17 protein-coding genes and 1 tRNA gene are annotated in these 18,903 nt (G+C 63.8%); 11 read left to right on the top strand and 7 right to left on the bottom strand.

Annotated features, from left to right (window positions below):
• Positions 1-126 precede the first annotated feature (126 nt).
• The 3 genes from C484_RS25175 to C484_RS11955 all read left to right on the top strand — a co-directional run bounded on the left by C484_RS25175 (position 127) and on the right by C484_RS11955 (position 1,184).
• Positions 127-258 (top strand): DUF7577 domain-containing protein, encoded by a 132-nt coding sequence (locus tag C484_RS25175; RefSeq protein WP_449289174.1) that lies wholly within the window; start codon positions 127-129, stop codon positions 256-258.
• A 121-nt stretch (positions 259-379) separates the two neighbouring features.
• On the top strand, positions 380-526 hold the full coding sequence (locus C484_RS23455; protein ID WP_160164244.1) for a hypothetical protein: 147 nt from the start codon (positions 380-382) through the stop codon (positions 524-526).
• Entirely contained in the window at positions 516-1,184 is a 669-nt protein-coding gene (locus tag C484_RS11955) for a DUF6735 family protein (RefSeq protein WP_006826192.1), read from the top strand. Before C484_RS23455 ends, C484_RS11955 begins: the two co-directional genes overlap by 11 nt.
• A gap of 46 nt (positions 1,185-1,230) precedes the next feature.
• On the opposite strand, the gene C484_RS11950 is transcribed toward C484_RS11955, so the two are convergent.
• Positions 1,231-3,051, bottom strand: coding sequence for a MutS-related protein (locus C484_RS11950; protein ID WP_006826191.1), 1,821 nt, complete (start codon positions 3,049-3,051; stop codon positions 1,231-1,233).
• Between the two features lie 207 nt (positions 3,052-3,258).
• On the opposite strand from C484_RS11950, the gene purF reads away from it, so the two are divergent.
• Both purF and C484_RS23680 read left to right on the top strand, forming a co-directional pair.
• Positions 3,259-4,731, top strand: coding sequence for an amidophosphoribosyltransferase (purF, locus tag C484_RS11945; protein ID WP_006826190.1), 1,473 nt, complete (start codon positions 3,259-3,261; stop codon positions 4,729-4,731).
• 149 nt (positions 4,732-4,880) lie between these two features.
• Positions 4,881-5,024 (top strand): hypothetical protein, encoded by a 144-nt coding sequence (locus tag C484_RS23680; protein WP_006826189.1) that lies wholly within the window; start codon positions 4,881-4,883, stop codon positions 5,022-5,024.
• 22 nt (positions 5,025-5,046) lie between these two features.
• Here C484_RS23680 and C484_RS11940 read toward each other — a convergent pair whose 3' ends face one another.
• Complete coding sequence (locus C484_RS11940) at positions 5,047-5,616, bottom strand: DUF420 domain-containing protein (RefSeq protein WP_006826188.1); 570 nt, start codon at positions 5,614-5,616, stop codon at positions 5,047-5,049.
• A gap of 275 nt (positions 5,617-5,891) precedes the next feature.
• A tRNA-Leu gene (locus C484_RS11935) sits at positions 5,892-5,976 on the bottom strand.
• A 143-nt stretch (positions 5,977-6,119) separates the two neighbouring features.
• Between C484_RS11935 and C484_RS11930 the strand changes: the two genes are divergently transcribed.
• The 4 genes from C484_RS11930 to C484_RS11915 all read left to right on the top strand — a co-directional run bounded on the left by C484_RS11930 (position 6,120) and on the right by C484_RS11915 (position 10,532).
• The gene (locus C484_RS11930; protein WP_006826187.1) at positions 6,120-6,647 is read left to right on the top strand and encodes a helix-turn-helix domain-containing protein; all 528 of its coding nucleotides are present in this window, start codon (positions 6,120-6,122) and stop codon (positions 6,645-6,647) included.
• Between the two features lie 101 nt (positions 6,648-6,748).
• Complete coding sequence (locus C484_RS11925; RefSeq protein ID WP_049915400.1) at positions 6,749-8,041, top strand: serine-tRNA(Ala) deacylase AlaX; 1,293 nt, start codon at positions 6,749-6,751, stop codon at positions 8,039-8,041.
• Positions 8,042-8,074: 33 nt separating this feature from the next.
• Positions 8,075-8,728 carry a redoxin domain-containing protein gene (locus C484_RS11920; protein WP_006826185.1) on the top strand — a complete coding sequence of 218 codons (654 nt, stop codon included), beginning with the start codon at positions 8,075-8,077 and terminating at the stop codon, positions 8,726-8,728.
• Positions 8,729-9,086: 358 nt separating this feature from the next.
• Positions 9,087-10,532: a GntP family permease gene (locus C484_RS11915; protein WP_049915374.1), complete on the top strand. Its 1,446-nt coding sequence runs from the start codon at positions 9,087-9,089 to the stop codon at positions 10,530-10,532.
• Positions 10,533-10,751: 219 nt separating this feature from the next.
• On the opposite strand, the gene C484_RS11910 is transcribed toward C484_RS11915, so the two are convergent.
• Genes C484_RS11910 through C484_RS11900 form a run of 3 tightly spaced genes read right to left on the bottom strand, consistent with a single transcriptional unit; the run spans position 10,752 to position 13,982 of the window.
• On the bottom strand, positions 10,752-11,732 hold the full coding sequence (locus C484_RS11910) for a sugar ABC transporter permease (RefSeq protein ID WP_006826183.1): 981 nt from the start codon (positions 11,730-11,732) through the stop codon (positions 10,752-10,754).
• Positions 11,729-12,763, bottom strand: a complete 1,035-nt coding sequence (locus C484_RS11905) for a carbohydrate ABC transporter permease (protein WP_006826182.1) — start codon at positions 12,761-12,763, stop codon at positions 11,729-11,731. The genes C484_RS11910 and C484_RS11905 overlap by 4 nt, the downstream gene beginning before the upstream one ends.
• A gap of 22 nt (positions 12,764-12,785) precedes the next feature.
• A complete protein-coding gene (locus tag C484_RS11900) occupies positions 12,786-13,982 on the bottom strand; it encodes an extracellular solute-binding protein (RefSeq protein ID WP_006826181.1) in 1,197 nt (398 codons plus the stop codon).
• 244 nt (positions 13,983-14,226) lie between these two features.
• Between C484_RS11900 and C484_RS11895 the strand changes: the two genes are divergently transcribed.
• Entirely contained in the window at positions 14,227-15,390 is a 1,164-nt protein-coding gene (locus C484_RS11895) for an ABC transporter ATP-binding protein (RefSeq protein WP_006826180.1), read from the top strand.
• Between the two features lie 98 nt (positions 15,391-15,488).
• Here the strand turns inward: C484_RS11895 and C484_RS11890 are convergent, their stop codons facing one another.
• The gene (locus C484_RS11890; protein ID WP_006826179.1) at positions 15,489-17,636 is read right to left on the bottom strand and encodes a hypothetical protein; all 2,148 of its coding nucleotides are present in this window, start codon (positions 17,634-17,636) and stop codon (positions 15,489-15,491) included.
• A 157-nt stretch (positions 17,637-17,793) separates the two neighbouring features.
• Here C484_RS11890 and C484_RS11885 point away from each other — a divergent pair, with 157 nt between their 5' ends.
• On the top strand, positions 17,794-18,879 hold the full coding sequence (locus C484_RS11885; protein ID WP_006826178.1) for a TrmB family transcriptional regulator: 1,086 nt from the start codon (positions 17,794-17,796) through the stop codon (positions 18,877-18,879).
• The last annotated feature ends 24 nt before the right edge of the window (positions 18,880-18,903 follow it).

Here is an 18,903-nt window from a genome sequence, read left to right as displayed (position 1 = left end):
CGGCATTCCTGTTTCACGCCAGAATTGCACGGAAAGCGAGATCGATCATGAATCCCGTGCCCTGCTACTGACGGTCCCTTCGAATGCCGGAGCTATCCTTTTCGCCGGCCGAACCGACGCTCGCATATGCGCGAGTCCGCCGGCCCATCGACCGAGCCAGCCCCGCAGGGGCCGTGTCCGTACTGCTCGACGGAGAACGACTACTTCTATACGTTCTGTCGGAACTGCCTTCAGGAGCTGCCGAGTCGAACCAGATAGAATCGATCCCGCCACCAGGAGTCGCTCGCTGTTTCGAACTCGTTCCGAGCGGACTCTCGCATCATTGCAGTTCCGGCTTTCGCCCCGAGGTTCAAATACCGGGACGGAACCAGAACCAGCAATGGATCTCGAACCAGGTGGCCGCCGGCTGCCGGACCACTGGCGTGAGCGCGAGGCCGCGGATCTGTGTGGAACGACCGTTACTGCGGTGACCGGAGCGAACGACGCGAACACGCTATTCCGTTTGGAGGGATCGAATGGGGCATAGAGCGCTCGTCGCGTACCGTCGGCCCGACCGCCTCTACGACCTCCGATACAGCCACTGGGGAGGGACCGATCTCACGCTTGCAGACGAGATTACCGCTGAAACGCCACTCGCCGATGGCACTGTCTCGTCGGAGTTACTCGCAGACTCGATTGCCCGCGACCGAATTCTGACCGCGCATCTCGATCCGTGCGTCCACGAGGCGCTGTTTCTCGTCGACCCCGCCGCCAGCTATACCGTCTCCTCGTATCACGTCTGCTGGCTCGAGTGGGGGGATGGTCACGGTGACGAACGCGGCGCGATCGTCGAACCCGATCCGCACGACGACACTGCGATCAGGACCTGGTTTCGCGCGACGAAGACGACGCTTACGGACGTAATCGAGATGGGTGTTCTCGCGCGCCCTGCCGCACAGGCGTACCTCGAAGCGCGGGTTTGCGAGGAGTATGGCGGCATTGTCTACACCCATCTCGGAAGCGAGCAACAGGCCAGTCACGACGCTCGAACGCCATCCAGCAGCGTCGCCTCATCGAGCATGACGGATACGACGGATACAACAGACACTACGGACACGACAGATACGACGGACGCGTTCGACACCGACCACTGGCCATCGGAACGAAATTACCGGTTCGACACCGGCGACGACCGAGAGCCCTGACGGTCGCTGCGGTCCGCGGTCCCAATAATCACGTCCGTCGGCTGCCCTACTCGCTCCAGCGCGCATCGGCCAGCGTCCGCTGGATCACGTCGTTCCCGACCGCTTCACCCAACGTTTCAAAGCCCGCTCGCTCCCCCCGGTCGTCCGCGTTCGCAATCAGGCGCGAGACGATGAACTCCGGCGTCGACCGCCCGACCGTATCGAACCGCGGCTGGTAGTCGACCAGCAACTCGAGTTCGGGATTGAGTCCTTCGGCGAAGATGCCATCGACGCGGGCTTCGGGCGGCAACGGCTCCAGGTCGTCCGCGAGGTGCGTGACGAACACGCCGAGGGCGTCGCGGTCGACGGTCAGCGTCACGAGGCCGTGCAACAGGTCGGCTGCACTGCCGGGTTCCGTGATCGCTTCGAACTCGTCGACGAGCATCAGTGTGCGGCCGTCGGCGGACGAGGACAACGGCGGCACGATCGAGCGGAGCGTCGACTCGAGCACGCCGGCGTTGAAACTGGCGTGGCGGCGGTGGAAGACGAGCGAGTCGACGGGCGTGACCTCGGCCCGCTCGGCGGGGACGGGCAGTCCCATCGATGCGAGCAGGACGACCTGACAGAGCGTTTCGAGCAGGGTCGTCTTCCCGCCGCTGTTCGCGCCCGTGAGGACGGAGACGCGCTGGCGGCCGGGAGCCGTGTCGGTGCTCCCGGGGACGGCAGCCGGATCGGTGACGCCGTGGTCGCCGAGCGCGTAGGTAATCGGCTGCACCGGTTCTTCGACCTCGGTTCGCTCGGCGTCGGTCGCTGGCGACGCGAGCGTCAGGTTCCGCGCTTCGACGACCGATACCGCGGCCGATTCGCCCTCGACGAACGTCGGCCTCGTACAGTCATACGCGAGCGCAAAGCGCGCGAGCGAGAGGTGCAAGGCGATGTCGTCGACCGCCTCGACTGCCTGGTCGATAGCCGACCGGGAGTTTTCGAGTTCCGCCCTGAACTCGCCGGCGACCCGCTCTTCACGTTCGTCGATCGCCGCGGTGAGGTCGCCGCGCAGCGTGCGCAGCGTCCCGCCGACGAAGTCCGTCGCGTCGGTCGCGTCGGCGGGCATCGCGTCGCGAACCTGCTCGACCGTGACCGCCGTCTCCGAGAGCAGGTGGTCCTCGAAGGCCTCGCGGAACTGGCTCACGTCGCGGACGCCGTCCGAGCGCAACTCCTCGATCAGTTCGAGCGCGTTCGCGTCCATGTCCTCGACCGTTCCGAGCGCGTCTCGAAGTCGATCGAGTTCGTCGTCGGCCCCGCGGCGAAGCCGACCGCGGCCGCCGTCGTCCGCGAAGGCCGAGAGCGCGTCGGCGGCCGCCGCGAGCGTTTCGTGGTCGAGTTCGGCGATCGTTGCGAACGGGCCGGAGTCGACGCCGGCCTCGAGCAGTACGAGTGCGGTTTCGACGGCGGCGCGCTCGCTCTCGTCGCGGTCGTCGTAGCGCTCGTAGGCCGCGAGGACGGTTTCCCGGTTTCCTTCGTCGAGGGCGGCCCAGGCGTCCCGGGCCGCGAGCACGTCGTCGAGTCGCGATTCCATCTCCTCGCGGGTGGCAAGCGGCGTGAGAACGCGGATTCGGTCGGCCGCGCGCTGCGTGACGGCGTGATCGACGGCCAGATCGAGTAGGTCCTTGTACGCCGCCCGGGCGTCGCTCGTCGCCAGCATGTCGATACCGTCGCCGCCGGTCGCCCGGCGCAGGATGCGCGTCGCTCGCCCGCGGGCGAGGCCGGCGGTCGCGAGTTCGCGAACGTCGCCGCTCTCGATGGCTCTGATCGCGCGTTCTCGCCCCAGTTCGGCGACCAGCGTCTCCCTCGTCTTCGGGCCGACTCCCCAGTACTCCTCGAGTCGCATACGCAAGGTGTTCGAGTCAATACGCTTGAATACTGTGTCATCGGTTTCGCCGCCCGCCCGCGGTATGCCGACGAGATATCCACACACGTGGATAGATATTCGTTCCATCCGCCAGAAGGGAGGCACAAACACGGGGATTTTTATCGGGTCGAGGTCCTATGGATGACCATGACTGATGGGCGGGGCGAGACTCCCCGGCGAACAGGAATGACCGAAAAGTGCGGCGTCGTCGGCGTCTCACTGGACGGTCGAGACGCGGCACGACCGTTGTACTACGCGCTCTACGCACTCCAGCATCGCGGCCAGGAGTCCGCCGGGATCGTCACCCACGACGGCTTTCAGCAACACAGCCACGTCGATATGGGTCTCGTTGGCGACGTTTTCGGCGAGGACGACCTCGACCCGCTCGCGGGCTCGGCCGGCATCGGTCACGTCCGGTACCCGACCGCCGGCTCCGTCGACTCCTCGTGTGCACAACCGTTCTCCGTCTCGTTCAAAAGCGGCTCGCTCGGCCTCTCGCACAACGGCAACCTTGTCAACGCCGACGAGATCCGCGACGAACTCGCCGCTCTCGGCCACGCTTTCACGAGCGACGGCGACACCGAGGTCATCGCACACGACCTCGCGCGCAATCTCCTCGAGGAAGACCTCGTCCGCGCGGTCAAACGCACGATGGGACGCATCCACGGCTCCTACGCGCTGACGATCAGCCACGACGACACCGTCCTCGGCGTCCGCGACCCGCAAGGGAATCGGCCACTCTGCATCGGTGAACTCGAGGACGGCTACATTCTGGCCTCCGAATCCGCCGCGATCGATACCTTAGACGGCGACCTCGTCCGAGACGTTCGTCCCGGTGAACTCGTCGTCCTCGGCGAGGACGGCCAGGGATTCGACTCCTACCAGCTCGTCGAAGCGGACAACACCGCCCACTGCTTTTTCGAACACGTCTACTTCGCGCGCCCGGACAGCGTCATCGACGACACGCTGGTTTACGAGGCCCGGCGAAACCTGGGTCGCAAGCTCTGGGCGGAAAGCGGCGTCGAAACCGATGTCGTGATGCCCGTTCCCGACTCGGGGCGCGCCTTCGCGTCGGGCTATGCCGACGCGGCGACCGAGACGACCGCCGACGGCGAAGCGCGCGACCAGGACGACGACGGCGTCGAGTTCGCCGAAGGGCTGATGAAAAACCGCTACGTCGGGCGGACGTTCATCATGCCGACGCAGGACGAACGCGAGCGCGCCGTTCGCCTGAAGCTCAACCCGATCAAATCGACCGTCGAGGGAAAGACCGTCACGCTCATCGACGACTCGATCGTTCGCGGGACGACCTCGACACAACTCGTTCAGTTGCTCAAAGACTGCGGCGCGGAGGAGGTCCACATGCGCATCGGCGCACCGGAAATCGTCGCGCCGTGTTACATGGGGATCGACATGGCGACCCGCGAAGAACTCATTGCCTCGGACAAGTCGGTCGGAGAGATCCGCGACGCGATCGACGCAGACAGCCTCGCGTACCTCTCGACCGATGCCGTCGCTGACGTTCTTGGAAAGGAACGCATCGACCTCTGTCTGGGCTGTGTGACCGGCGAGTACCCCTACGATATCGAGGGCGAAGAGACGGATCGCGACGTGCACCGACCGACGCTCGACGGGCCGACGCTGTCGGCCGACGACTGATACGGTCTGCTGTAACGATTTACCGGCAACCGCAGGACGGGCGCGGTTGCGCCGGAAATGACTTACAGCAGTCCGTATGAACGGACCGCTCGGGTGACCGCTTGTCGGTTTGCGCTAATTTTAAAATAGAGACGCGTGAACACCCAGCTATGGACATAAACGAGTTCCTTGAGGGGAGTTCACTGACCGGGAAGCAAGCAGTGGTTATCTTCTTTACCTTCCTGCTGTTGATCATCGTCGCAGCACTAATCCTGATCCTCTTCAGCGATTTCTTCCAGCAGCTCATTTCGTAGTCCGCTCTCGTTTTTCGGCAACTCAGTAGATAACGTAGCCGAGCAGGTAGACGACGATCCCGAGCGAGAACGAGATCAGCCAGAGCGTTGCCGCAAACCGGCCGACACGGGCGTGAGCGGTCCGGCGGAGCGCCGCAATCGGTCGGGAGAGCGCCAGGAGGAGGACGTAATACAGCAGCGGGATACAGACGACCGCGAGGAAGATGTGAATCGCGAGTACCGGGAGGTACACGTATAGATAGACCTGTTCAGGCCCGGGAAACGACGCCGGACCGCCGGTCGCGACGAGCCGGTAGAGATAGAGCCCGAGGAACGTCACGAAGAGGGCGAACGAGCCGAGCATCGCCCGGCGGTGTGTCACGACGGCTCCCCGGCGGATCGCCCGCCAGCCGATCGTGATCGTGCCGATCGCGGTCGCGCTCAGCGCGACGTTTAGGTGCGGGATCAGTTCGAGAATCCACGCCGGGGCGGCCGGCACGGCCGATTGCGGTACGCGACCGCCCGCCGCCGAAAAGACGACCACGAGTGAAACCACGCTCAGAACGGCCGTGAGCGACCTAACGCGTTCGCGCGGAACGAACTCCGTGTCCATACGTGATCGTTGGCTACCAGGACGAAGTGCGTATCGACTTCGAGTCAGACCGTTTGCACTGTAAGCGATATCGTGACGACGGTGGCGCTCGAGAGTTCGCTCTCCGGTCGGGACCGGTGTGGAAACGGGTGGAAACCGACAACCACACCGAAACCTGTCGCTCTCGATCAGTAGCACCGAAAGGAATTATGCGTGGGTGATGTCCACGAAGGGAAATCACCTGCATCGTTATCGGTGGACAATCGTTCACGTCGTGAACGACTTCCACCAGGCGATGCGTGGGACCGGATTCGAACCGGCGGACCCCTACGGGACAGCGCCCTCAACGCTGCGCCGTTGGCCTGGCTTGGCTACCCACGCTCGCACTTGCGTTCTCTTTGTCCGCACTCAATCGTATCCAGTGTGATTATAAAAGCCCTTTCCTTTGTGCTTGCGTCTGCGGCGAGGTCACACGGGACCGGCCGGAACGGAGATTTCAAATGTCGCAGTTGCCAAAGAATACCATGGCTAAGTACTCGACCGGCTCGTCCGGCGGCGGCGGCGGGACGAACTGCGAACTCTGCGGAGCCGAAAGCGATTCGCTCCGACGTGCATCGGTCGCCGGCGCTGAACTCGAGGTTTGTCCGGACTGTGCACCCCACGACGACGCACAGAAGACACAGCGTCAACAGCGTTCGACGCGCGATACCGACAGCTCCAGCGACTCCCGAGACGAACCCAGCCGCAAACAAAAAGCCGCCCAGAACGTCGCCAAAGCGAATCCCGTCTGGGACGACGACTCCGAGCACTGGGAGCAAGACGGCACCAACTACGACGACGATCCACTCCCGTACCTCGTCTCGGACTACGGCGAGACGCTCGTCGATTCCCGCCGCGATGCCGGCCTCCAGCGGTCCGAACTCGCGGACGAACTCGACGTTCCCGAAAAGGACCTGCTCGCTGTCGAGCAGGGTCGAGCGACGCAGGCCGGTATCGGCGGCGGCCTGATCGAGGCGCTCGAGGACCGACTCGATGTGACACTTTCCGAGTGACGGATCGAATACCGATCGAACAACGACCGAGCAACGAGATCGACGCGGCCGACTGCGGATCGGCGAGCAGCTTTTTGGTACCGGGCAACGGAGTGAGACCGATGAGTGGGCAACGGGCGGCAGCGGAGCCGTACGCCACACGGTTCGAGACCGAAGTGACGGCGATCGACGGCCGACGAGTTCGGCTCGAGACGAGCTACTTCTACGGCGAAAGCGGCGGCCAACCGGCCGACCGCGGCACGATCGGCGGCATCGCGGTCGACGATGTCCGACTCGAGGACGGCGAGCACATCCACGTGCTGGCCGACGACCCGTCGTTTCGCTCCGGCCAGCGCGTCCTCTGTTCGGTCGACTGGACCTTCCGCATGTACTGCATGCGCGCACACACCGCCAGCCACGCCCTCTACGGCGCTGGCCGCCGTGTTCTCGAAGACCTCGGCTACGGCGGCTTCGACATCGGCGAGGAGAAGGTCCGCGTCGACCTCGAGACGAGTTCGGAAATCGACGACGAAACGCTCCTCGAACTCGAGTCGCTCGTCAACCGTGCCGTCTGGGAGTCACGTCCCGTTTCCTGGGAAGACGTGCCGGTCGCGGACGCGCGCGATCGGGACCGCATCGCGTTCAACGAGGCGACCGAAGACGGCGCGTTCCAGCAGGGTCGTGTTCGCATCGTCACAATCGGCGGCGCTGGCGAGAACGGGGGTGGGAGCGGGACGCGAGCACGAACCCCGTCCGGCGGCCCCACCGTAACCACGAGCACCGACGGCTCGGCCGAACCGTGGGACGTCGCCGCCTGCGGCGGCACACACGTCCGAAACACGCGAGAGATCGGCCCCGTTACCGTCCTCGACCGCTCGAACCCTGGCGAAGGCCTCACCCGGATCGAGTTCAGCGTCGGCCCGGACGCGATCGACCGCCGCCGTGCGGAGAAAGCGGCGGCATTGACCGCTCGCCGAACGCTCGGCGTGCCGCTGTCGGATGTCGGCGACGAATTGGCGCGGCTTCGGGACGAGCGCGAAGCGGCGAGCGAGCGAGCGCGGTCGCTCGAGCGTGACCTCGTCGAGACGAAACTCGAGGGGAGCGAGCCCTTCGAGCGGGATGAACTCGAGTGGGTGACGACGACGGTCGCGGAGATGGAGATGGACACGAACGACGCGGGAGAACTCGCGCGCGAAGCGGCGGGCGAGGTTGCGGATGTCGTCGTGATCGCCGGCGGTACCGACACCGCCTACGTCGTCGTCGCTACCGACGCCACGTCGTCACTCTCCGCCGAGACGGTGGTCGCGGAGGTAACCGATGCGTTCGGCGGTGGCGGTGGCGGTTCGGTTACCCTGGCGCAGGCTGGCGGGTTCGATGCGACCCCGGCGGAGATCACCGCGGCGCTGGAGCCTTGACGCCCCGGGCTGTAATGTCGGGGTGCTCGGGAGATGGCAGTCGAGTACCGGGGCGCTCTGAAGCCAGGTCAAGCCGCGGTTCCGACCGCCGCAGTTACCGCGACGAAGACCACGCGTCTCAATATCGGTTACGACCGCGAACGCGCCGACAACTGCCGGGACTACCGCTTTCGGTCTCCATCCCGTACGCTGCGTATGGATCCCGAGGTCGTCTCGCTCGAGTTCCCAAACGTGGGAGCAGGCCCCGACCCGGTCTCGGTCGCCGCACTCGGTTCGAACTCGGCGGCTGTCGTCTTGCTCTTGATGCAGAGCCATCAGAGCGGCACGTGTCGACAACAGGCTCGCGAGGTCGCGGACGCGTACGACCGCTTTCGGCGGCGGGATGTCGCTGTGGCAGTAGTCGTGCCGGGCTCGTATCCGAAGGTGCGCTCTTGGCGGCGACTCGTCGAGCCGCCGTTTCCGGTCCTGGCGGACAGCGAGACGGCGCTCGCGGCGGCCTTTACACAGCAGACCAGATACGGAAAACTCGGACAGATGGCCCAAGCGATCGGTCGAGCGCCGATGACGATCGTCCTCGAGTTCCGGAACGGCGAGCCGACAGTAACGACCAGCTATCAGGGGATGAACTCGTTCGATCGGCCGTCGGTTCACGAACTGCTGATGCTGATCGACGATCCCGTGGACTAACTGGACATACTCTGCCGTCCATCTGTACGTGGCTGCAGAGATGCCCTGTGATACGACGCTTCGTTCTCGAGTGCGACCGTTCGAAGATATGTTTCCCCACTGAGTATTGCGGTCCGATGGCGGACCGTCCAGTCAGCGATTTACCGCGTAGACGCCGAATGTATAATAATTTCAAGGCGTGATCGAACCGAGTGTACGCACACACATATCTGATAGGTATTGTCGGAGGCTTTTCCTCGAATCTCGGCATCTATTCTTTACTCGTCCATTAATAAATAATAACCATGGATGTTTGGGTGCTTTTGGTACTCGTTCTATATGGTGAAATATAATACGGGTCAGCGTGTGCGAATCAGCCATGGCAATCGGTAACCCCCTGATCGTTTTTGTGATCGGGTTGATTGCAGTCATCGCATTACTCGTCTGGCTGAAACTACCGGCGTTTCTCGGGCTCGTTATCGCATCGCTGATCGTCGGTGCCGCGACGGCGGCGGTGCCACTCAGTGAAGTCCCCACCGAAATCGCCGGTGGGTTCGGCGAGACGATGACCAGCGTCGGGATCCCCATCCTGATGGCTGCACTCATCGGCAAGGGAATGATGGAAAGCGGCGCTGCAGAGCGCATCGTTCGGTCGTTCCAGTCGGTAACCGGCGAAGAGCGATCCTACCTCGCGCTCTGGGGGAGCAGCAGCGCGCTTTCGATTCCGGTGTTTTTCGACAACGTCTTCTACCTGATGGCACCGCTCGCTCGCTCCATGCGAGCCCGCACCGGCCGCGACTACGCGCTCTTCCTCTGTGTCGTCGGCGCGGGCGCATCGACGACGCACGTGTTCGTCCCGCCGACACCCGGCCCGCTCGCGATCGCGCTCGAACTCGGCGTCGATCTCGGTACCACAATGATCGCCGGCGTTCTGGTCGCTATTCCGACGACCGTCGTCGCCGGCATCCTTTACGGTCGGTGGATCAACGACCGCCTCGACGACATCCCGCTCCGAGAGACGATGGGATCGAACGCCCGCGAAGTCGAAGAACTGGCGGAACTCCCCGATAGCGAACTGCCGGGACTGTTCGAGGCCACGCTCCCGATTCTGCTCGCCGTCGTCCTCGTCGCACTCAGTACAACAGCCAATTACCTCCACGAGATGGCCTTGACGGGCGTTAGTGCCTCCCTGGGACCGCTGGGCACGCTCAACTTTGCTGCGTTCGAAGGCCCGCTGGAGGCGGTGCAACCGGCGACAGCCTTCCTCGGCGACCCGAACTTCGCACTCACCGCGGCGGCCCTCGCAGCAGCGCTTACGTACCTGCGCGTTCGCCAACTCGACCGTGATATCTGGACCGATGAACTCGTCGAAGCGCTCAAAAGCGGCGCACACATCGCCGCCATCACCTCCGCCGGCGGCGCGTTCGGCGGCCTCCTCGCGACATCCGGCATCGGCGACTACATCACTGACCTCGTCTCCGTCGGCGGCGGAAACGGTGTCATGGTACTCGTTTCAGCGTGGGTCATCGCCGCCGCTATTCGCATCGCGCAGGGCTCTGCGACCGTCGCGATGATTACGACTGCGGGCATCATGGCACCGCAGGTGCCTGAGCTGGCAGTTCATCCGGTCTACCTGGCGCTCATCATCGGCGCTGGTGGAAACATCTGCTCGTGGTTCAACGACAGCGGATTCTGGCTGGTCAAAGAAATCGGCGGCCTCACGCAGACCGAGACGCTCAAAATCTGGACGGCGCTGACGACCATCGTTTCGGTGACGGCGTTCGTCATGATCGTCTCCGTCGCGTCGGTCCTCCCGCTGGCCTGATCGTCACAGCGACCAGCGAGCAGCGACCGGCGATCACTAACGCGACCTTTCCTTACGAGTTCAATGAATCGGCTCGACAAGCAGCATTCGAAGCCGGGTCGCTCGTCGGACGCCGGTCCTGAGAACTGCCATCCGCGGCTCGCACTTCGAACTTCGAACGGGGACACGGGGCGAGGAAAACAGCGAGAACGAGAGAACGAGGGAACGAGGAGAACGAGATTACCCTTCCATGCCGCCGAACGAGAGCCCGCTCTCGACGTAGCTCTGGGCGAAGAAGTAGATCAACGCCACCGGCATCGCAAACAACATCGCAAACGCCGAAAACTGCGTCCACGGCGTATCGTACTGCCCGGCCGTCGCGAGCGCGTAGAGTTCAACTGAGAGGGTGTAGTTCTCGGGACGAAGCAGCGTCCGGGCGACGATGAACTCGTTCCAGCCCGCAAGGAACGTAAAGACCAGTACGACGGCGATGCCGGGTTTCGAGAGCGGCAAGATCACTTCGCGGATGACCTGCCAGCGACCCGCGCCGTCGATCACGGCGGCCTCCTCGTAGGAGACCGGAATGTTGTCCATGAAGGTTTTGAGCAGCCAGGTGTTGAACGGAACCGCACCCGCGGCGTAGAACAACCCGAGCACGAGCAGGTTGTTGCTCAGCCCGACACTGTTGAACAGCACGTACAGCGCGATGAGCGTCGCAATCGACAGCCCGGCCCCGACCTGCGTGAACAGCACGTAGCCGTAGAGGATCTTCTTCCGTCCCCTGAACTCGTGGCGCGAGAGCGCGTACGCACCGGGGATGACGACCGACATGGAGACGGAGACGGTGACGAAGACGACGACCAAGCTGTTACGGAGTGCATCCACGAACGGGGATTCGAAGAGCACCCAGCGGTAGGCGTCGAGATTGTACGTCGTCGGATCGGCGAAGAGACCGTCGGTGCTCATCAGCCCCGTCCCCGCCGAGAGTGAAGCCGCGAAGATCCAGTACAGCGGGAACATGAGCACGGCGAGAACGGCGAGTGCACTTCCGGTCCCGAGTGCCGTCTTGGCGAGGTCGAGAACGCTCCGGTTCCCCGCTCGAACCTGTTGGACGGTTAATCGCACGGTGTGGATGACCCGCAGCGGCCAGGTCGCCTTTTTGCGGGTCCACGATGCGACGATGCTGATGACGCTGCTGAGGATGGCGATAATTGCGTTCATGCGCCGTTCACCCCCGCAGCGAGATCGCCTTTTCTGACGGCGAGCCACATGAACAGTCCGATGAACGCGATTGCGGTGACCATGATTGCGGATGCGAAGGCGTACTGGTTGAGTTCGATCGCCTCCCGATAGCCGTAGACGATGAGCAGTTCGTTCTGTCGCGAGGGGCCGCCGCCGTTGAAGATCCACGGAATGAGAAACTGCTGGAAGGACGTCGCGGCGGTCAGAATCGACGCGAACATGACCGGGCGTTTCACCGCCGGTAAGGTGACGTGGACGAACCGGTACAGGTAGCCCGCGCCGTCGACCTTGGCCGCGTCGTGCAGTTCCATCGGGACGTCCTGCAGCGCGCTGACGATGATGATCACCATGAACGGATACGCGAGCCAGACCTCGGTCATCACGTACGCCAGGAACGCACTCCAGCGCCCGCTCAGCCAGCTTATCGGAAGATCCACGAGGAGTAGCTCCGGTGCAGAGACCGCAGCGAAGAAGACGGCCTGATCGAAGAGGCCGACGACGCCGGTGATGATGTCGTTATAGGACGCGAGTATCTCGTTGAACGGTCCGAACCGAGCGCCGCTGAACAGCCCGCGCCAGACCGTGACGATGAAGATCGCCGGCAGTCCCATTGGGATGATGACGACGGCGCGCATGTAGCGCTTCCCGATGACGCGTGCGTGCGTGAGCAACATTGCGAGACCCAGTCCGAGGACGATCTTGATCGCGAGACTCGCGGCGAGGAACAGCCAGGTAACCGTCAGCGAGGTCCAGAACTGTGCATCGGTGACGAGTTCGATGTAGTTCTCGAGCCCGACGATGGTGGCGTCGCCCCCGATGACGGTGCCCGCGTGTGTCGCGTCGGTCAGCGAGAGGTAGACCAGGAACGCGATGGGGAACAGCATGAACGAGAGGAACAACGCGACGCCGGGGGCAGCGAGCAAGAGGCCGAACAGGTTGTCGTTGCGCGCGTCGATGGGGAGTCGTCGCTGGCTCACCGCGGATACGCGTTCGAGGAATGAGGTGGACATATCTGAGTATCGGACGCGGGTGTTAGTCCCAGCGGTTGCGGATCTCGGTGGCTGCCGATTCCATGGCTTCGGCAGCGTCTGCGTCGCCGTTGAACACCCGCTCGAGCGCGTCTTCGAGCGGCGTAAAGACGAGATCCATCCGCGGATCGGCCGGCATCAACGTGCCCGTCTCGACGGTTTCGAGGAACGTTTCGACGTCCTCGCCGAGGTCGTCGCTATCGGCGTACTCCTGATGAACCGGGATCAGCCCGTGCCGGTTCGCGTTGGTGGTGATCACGTCCTCGGTGGTCGCGTACCACTCCGCCCAATCCATGGTCATCTCGGTCGCCGCCTCGTCCACATCGCCGAGTGCGGACGTGAAGTACCACACCTGAATCCCGGTGTACGGCGTCGGCGAGCCGCCCTCGATATCGGGCAACGGTGCAAGCGTCGCGTCGATCCCGGCATCCCGGAAACCGCTGACCTGCCACGGCCCGTTGATCGCGAACGGGGCGGTCCCGTCGTTGAACGGCGTCATCTGACTCTCGTACGACGGGTCCTCCGGCACGTACTCCCAGAGGTTGTCCCGAAGTAGTTCGAGACCTTCGACGAACTCGTCGTCCTCGATACCGAGTTCACCGCTGTCCGTGTGGAATGTTCGGCCGCCGAAGGCGTGCAGGAACGCGCTGACGAAGTACGGATCGATCGGCGGGTACGAAAGCCCGAACTGATTGCTGGACGGATCGTGATGGTCCTCCATGATGTCGACCATCTCCGAAAGCGTCTCCGGCGGCTCCTCGACCAGTTCCGGGTTGTACATCAACGTCACCGTTTCGGCCGCGTACGGCACGCCGTAGGTGCCACCCTCCCACTGGACTGCGTCCGCGGCGTCGGCCGTGAACTCGCTCCCGATATCGAGGTCGAGGCTCCCGCTGGCATCGTGAAGGAACTCCTGGTCGTGCAAGCGCCCGAGCCAGTCGTGGGCCCACGCGAACGTCTCGGGACCGTCGCCAGCCGGGATTGCCGTGTTGAGTTGCTCTTCCATGTCCGCGATGTTCTCCGCTCCGAGTTCGTCGTCCCGCCCCTCGTTGAACGCGTCGAGGTGTTCCTCGAGCGTTTCCTCTTCGCCGTTTTCGAACTCGTTCCAGAGCGTCGTTCCCTGGTCGTCGGTACCGAGACAACCGGCGACCGACAGCGTTGCAGCCCCGCCGATCCCCGCAATAACCTGCCTGCGTTGCATTGGCATGGTGGAAACAGTGATGAATTATATCTTCATATATTTAATTGTTAGGATCGATCATCCAGTAGCACGATGGCCGGTTCAGCGGGGCAAGATCCGGTGATTGGTTCATGAGTTCATGCAGCGAGTGTTGTCTCGGCGAGTTACTATAGCCGAGCTCCCTGACAGATATGATGTAATTATTCTTCTCGAATTCCTATTTTTGGGAAAAGATTTTATGCCCCCTTGCCGAATCACCAGGGAAATGGCACGTGTCAGGGTCGAATCGCTCCGGAAGGAATACGACGTGGGGACGGTCGTCGCCGTCGACGACCTGACGCTCGACATCGAAGACGGCGAGTTCGTTACCGTCGTCGGCCCCTCCGGCTGCGGGAAGACGACGACGCTTCGAATGTTAGCCGGGCTTGAGGAGCCGACGGCCGGTCGAATCGAAATCGGCGACGAGGACGTCACCGATGTCCACGCCAAAAACCGGGACGTCGCGATGGTATTCCAAAACTACGCGCTCTACCCGCACAAGACGGTCTTCGAAAACATGGCCTTCGGGCTGCGTATGAGCACCGATCTCGGCGCGGACGAACGCGAACAGCGCGTCGTCGAAACGGCCGAGATGATGGACATCGAATCGCTGCTCGAGGACAAACCCGACGAACTCTCGGGCGGCCAGAAACAACGCGTTGCACTCGGTCGTGCAATCGTCAGAGAGCCGGATCTGTTCCTGTTCGACGAACCGCTCAGCAATCTCGACGCGAAACTCCGGACGAGTATGCGCGCGGAGATCCAGCGACTCCAGGACGAACTCGGGATTACGGCGGTTTACGTCACCCACGACCAGCACGAGGCGATGACCATGGGTGATCGGATCGTCATCCTCAACGACGGCGAACTCCAACAGCAGGGGGCACCGACGGCCGTCTACGAGAACCCCACGAACCGCTTCGTCGGCGGCTTCATCGGCTCGCCGTCGATGAACTTCATCGAAGTCACCGCCGAACAGGTCGGTAACGGCGTTCGCCTTCGCGGTCCCGGCAGGTCCGATGAGACGGTCACGTTCAACCTCTCGAGCGAGTACGTCACCGCCAACACTGTCGTTCTCGAGAGTTCCCAGTTCACCCTCGGTATCCGTCCCGAGAACGTCGAAATAGCCGGTGAGAGCGCCCAGAACGCAATCCAGGCCGGTGTCGATGTCGTCGAGCCGGTCGGCTCCGACAACTTCCTCCATCTGGACGTTGCACCCGAGTTCATCGCCAGAGTCGCCTCCGATGTCGAACTCGCGGCGGGTGATGAGATCGCGATTACGTTCGACGAGTCCGATCTCCACCTGTTCGACGCAGAATCCGGACGAGATGTGTTCGAGCGAGCGCGCGAGGGCGAACGCGAGCACCAACCCCGGGCGACGCCGTCGTAAGCGAGTCTCAACGGTTGTCGAGCGTCTCAATACGTCGTCTCGAGAGTGGTGTCGGCGTGTCGAACGAGCGAATGCGAACTGAAACCGATCCCTACTTCCTAGTCCTGCAACGGCACGTGATCGACGCCGCTCGTCGATACCGGCTCGTCGGCCACGAGTTCAGCCGCGGTTGCGAGGCGCAACGCGTGGGGCCACCCGAGCGGGGTTGCGCTGTCGGGGGTGCCGTCGTCGAAGAACTGTTCGGGGAGATAGCCGTTTGCCGCTCGAAGCGGGCCGCCGGGCGCGACGAGTTCGAGCAGCTCGCGTGCGCGCTCGTCGAATTCGGCGGCCGCGTCGTGATCGTGTGCAGCCAGCAGCGAACTGAGTGTTGCAGCCGCGTGGGCCGCCCAGGCGGTCGTCACCGTCCAGATTTTGGGGGCCGACTGGTCGGTGGTGCGCCACGGGTCGTCTTCGATCCGGGCGAGCCCTTCGATCGGCCCGTCTGGATCTCGATAGAGGCCGTCGATCGTCGTCTCGAGGTGTGTCACCAGTCGATCGAGCCGGTTGGCGTCGACGCCCGTTCCCGCCTCCGGCCCAGCGTCGAGTGCGTTGAACTCGCGGTGGGCCGCCGCCAGCGCGACGGTGCTGCCGTCGAGTCGGTCGTCGAGTTCATCGTCGTCGAGGCGGAGCGCGTACCGTTCTCGGTCGGGAATCCACAGGTCGTCGAGAGCCGTGTAGACCGTTCGGGCGCGTGCCAGCGCGCGGTCGCGGTGCTGGTCCGCGATTGGTGCTCGTGCGATTGCGGCGTAGGCTTCGAGATAGGTTGCAGCGGTGTGGGTGAACCGGCCGGTCATGTTTTCCCAGGCGTTCTGAACTCGGGTGGGGAGCCCGTCGGATCCAAGTGTAGCGTCGAGACCGTCGAGTGCGGCGACGAGGGACTGGCGAGCCTGCGTGTCGTCGCTATCGACGACGCGAAGGTAGGTCGCGAGGTAGGCGGCGACGCTTGCGGTCTGGTCGGCCTGATAGTCAGTCGATTCGTCGGTCTCTTCGATGCGACCGTGTGCCCAGCCGGGGGCGAGGCGACCGTTGTGTGGCCAGACGCGGTGTGGCCAGGTGCCGTCGTCGAGTTGCATCTGCGCGTAAAAGTGTGCGCTCTGGCGGTGCCAGTCCTCGAGCCCGAGTTCAGCCCGACGGTCGGCGGCGAGCAGAAAGGTCGCGATTTCGGCGTCGTCTCTGAACCAGGTGTAGCCGTAGCCGCCCGAGTAACGAAAGAAGGGATCGAACTCGGGGCCGGCGATTCGCGGGCCGTTCGGGGCTCGAAGCAGACGGAGCGCCCGGAGATCGACGACCGGATCCGTCAGTTCTAGGCCTGGAGCCGCCTCATCGGACGCCGTCGCGAGAACACCGGCGAAGGCCTCTGCCGCCTGCGTTCGGCCGGCGTCGAGAACCGCCCTGCGAGTGGCGTGCGCGTTCGCACCATCGCGGACGCGATCGAGGGAGTCTGTCCGCGAGCCGTCGTCCGAGTCGGCGAGAAGCGTCGAGACGGTGGTCGATGGCGTTGCGCCCGTGAGTTCGATCTTGGCGAGCGTGATCGGGCTGAGGCGGGCCTCCTCGTAGCGGCCGGCGTCGTCGGTCCGGGGGAGGGGTGTCGGACTGGTCTCGAGCAGTTCGGTGAAACACGCGGGGACCTGCCCAGAAATCGCGAGTTCAGTCGAGGCGGTCAGGTAGTCGCGTTCGCGGTCGTGGTAGATTTCGACGGCGTCGTCGTGCCAGAGTTGACCGACGCGGCTGGCCCGGTCTTCCGGTGCGAACGCGAGGCAGGCGTGGAGTGTGGCGTCGATGGCGATGTCGGCTGTGCTGCTGGCGTCGGCGTCGGTTCCGTCGGTGGTCTCGTCGGCATCGGCGAGCGAGAAGTGCGTGAGATGGAGTCGGCCGTCGGTGATGTCGTACTGGGTGAGTGATCGACCGCCGAGATCGTGTCTCGTCTCGACGATCGCCGTGTCACCGACGTAGCGCTGGGTGGCGGTCGTATCGCTATCGAGCCAGGAGACGGTGCCGTCGAGTTCGATGCCAAATCGGGACCGATCGATTCCGACGAGTCCGGAGAGCGGATAGGAGTAGTCCCTGAGCGAGCCATCCGGCGCGACGTGGACGAGCCTGTCGTCGACGCCCGAGAAACGGCCCGTCGTCGACCGACGCTCGCCGGGAAAGCGCCGACTCTCTCCCTGCGAACGTTTGACATCGTTCAGGGCGCTGTGGAGTTTCATCGTGCCCCGGCGTACGCGCCCCTTTGATTAAAGTTTGTTGTAAAATGTAATCCTATTTTCGAGCTGTCGGTCGTGTGCGTATCGCGGGACTCGCGACGACGGCGTGACCGCGAATCTTTTTGCCGCCCCACCGCAATCCGTGACGTACTGAATACTCATGGATACTGACGGGCTCGCAGACCTCCTCGATCGGTTCGGTCTCTCCGAGAAGGAGATCGACACGTACCTCGCGATTCTCGACCGCGGCGCGTCGAAAGCGAGTACGATCGCCGACGCCGCCGACGTGTCGAAACGCTACGTCTACAGCATCAGCGAAGAACTCGAGGATCGCGGGTTCGTCGAGGTCGACGATCACGCCGTGCCGACCATGATCCGGCCCGTCGATCCCGAGACTGTCGTCGACCGGCTCACGAAAAGCGTCGAGGAGATCGAACCCGAACTGCGCGAACGCTACACCGCGACCGAGCGTTCCGGCGAACAGTTCGAGGTCATCAAGTCGCGCCAGACGGTTATCAAGCGACTCGAAGAACTGCTCGCCCGCGCCGAAACCGAAGTGACGCTCTCGCTCCCGATCGACGTGCTCCCCCAGATCCGCTCGACGCTCGAAGCAACCGTCGACCGCGACGTTCTCGTCCTCCTCCTGCTCGGCGCAACCGGCGACGACGAACAGGACATCGCCTCCCTCGCGGGCGCTGCGAGTACGGTTCGGACATGGGACGCACTCGTCCCGACGATGCTCACGGTCGACCGACAGCACGGGCTGCTCGCGCCGAGCCAACTGCTGACGAGTTCGACGAGCGATACCCGCGCCATCACGCTCTCGCAAGACCAGCTCGTCCCGGTGCTCGCGGGGTCGTTCCTGGCGAACTACTGGCCGACCGCCGAGGAACGATACGTGACGACGCCACAGGATCTCCCGCAGACCTACGACGGGTTCCGGAACGCGGTCTTCCAGATCGCGCTGCATCGGGCGACGGAGACGAACCTCGAAGCGACGGTGACGGGCGCACCGGTCGCCGACGAGGACGACGCGCTCCCGTCGACCCTCTCGGGAGCGATCGTCAACGTTCGACAGAGTCTCGTCCGCCCGGTGACCTCGTCGCTACCGATCGAGAACTCGTTCACGATCGATGTCGACGGCGCGCAGTACGTCGTCGGCGGCACCGGCGCGTTCCTCGAAGACTTCGAGGCGGACTCGGTGACGCTCCGGCCGCTCGCCGACGCGAGAGTCACTGAAGAATAGCCGCCGTCGCTCTCAACGATAGAG

The organism is Natrialba taiwanensis DSM 12281 (genome assembly GCF_000337595.1).
GTDB classification, from domain to species: domain Archaea; phylum Halobacteriota; class Halobacteria; order Halobacteriales; family Natrialbaceae; genus Natrialba; species Natrialba taiwanensis.
The sequence above is the reverse complement of the archived record's forward strand: the minus strand, read 5'-3'. Positions and strand labels throughout refer to the sequence as shown.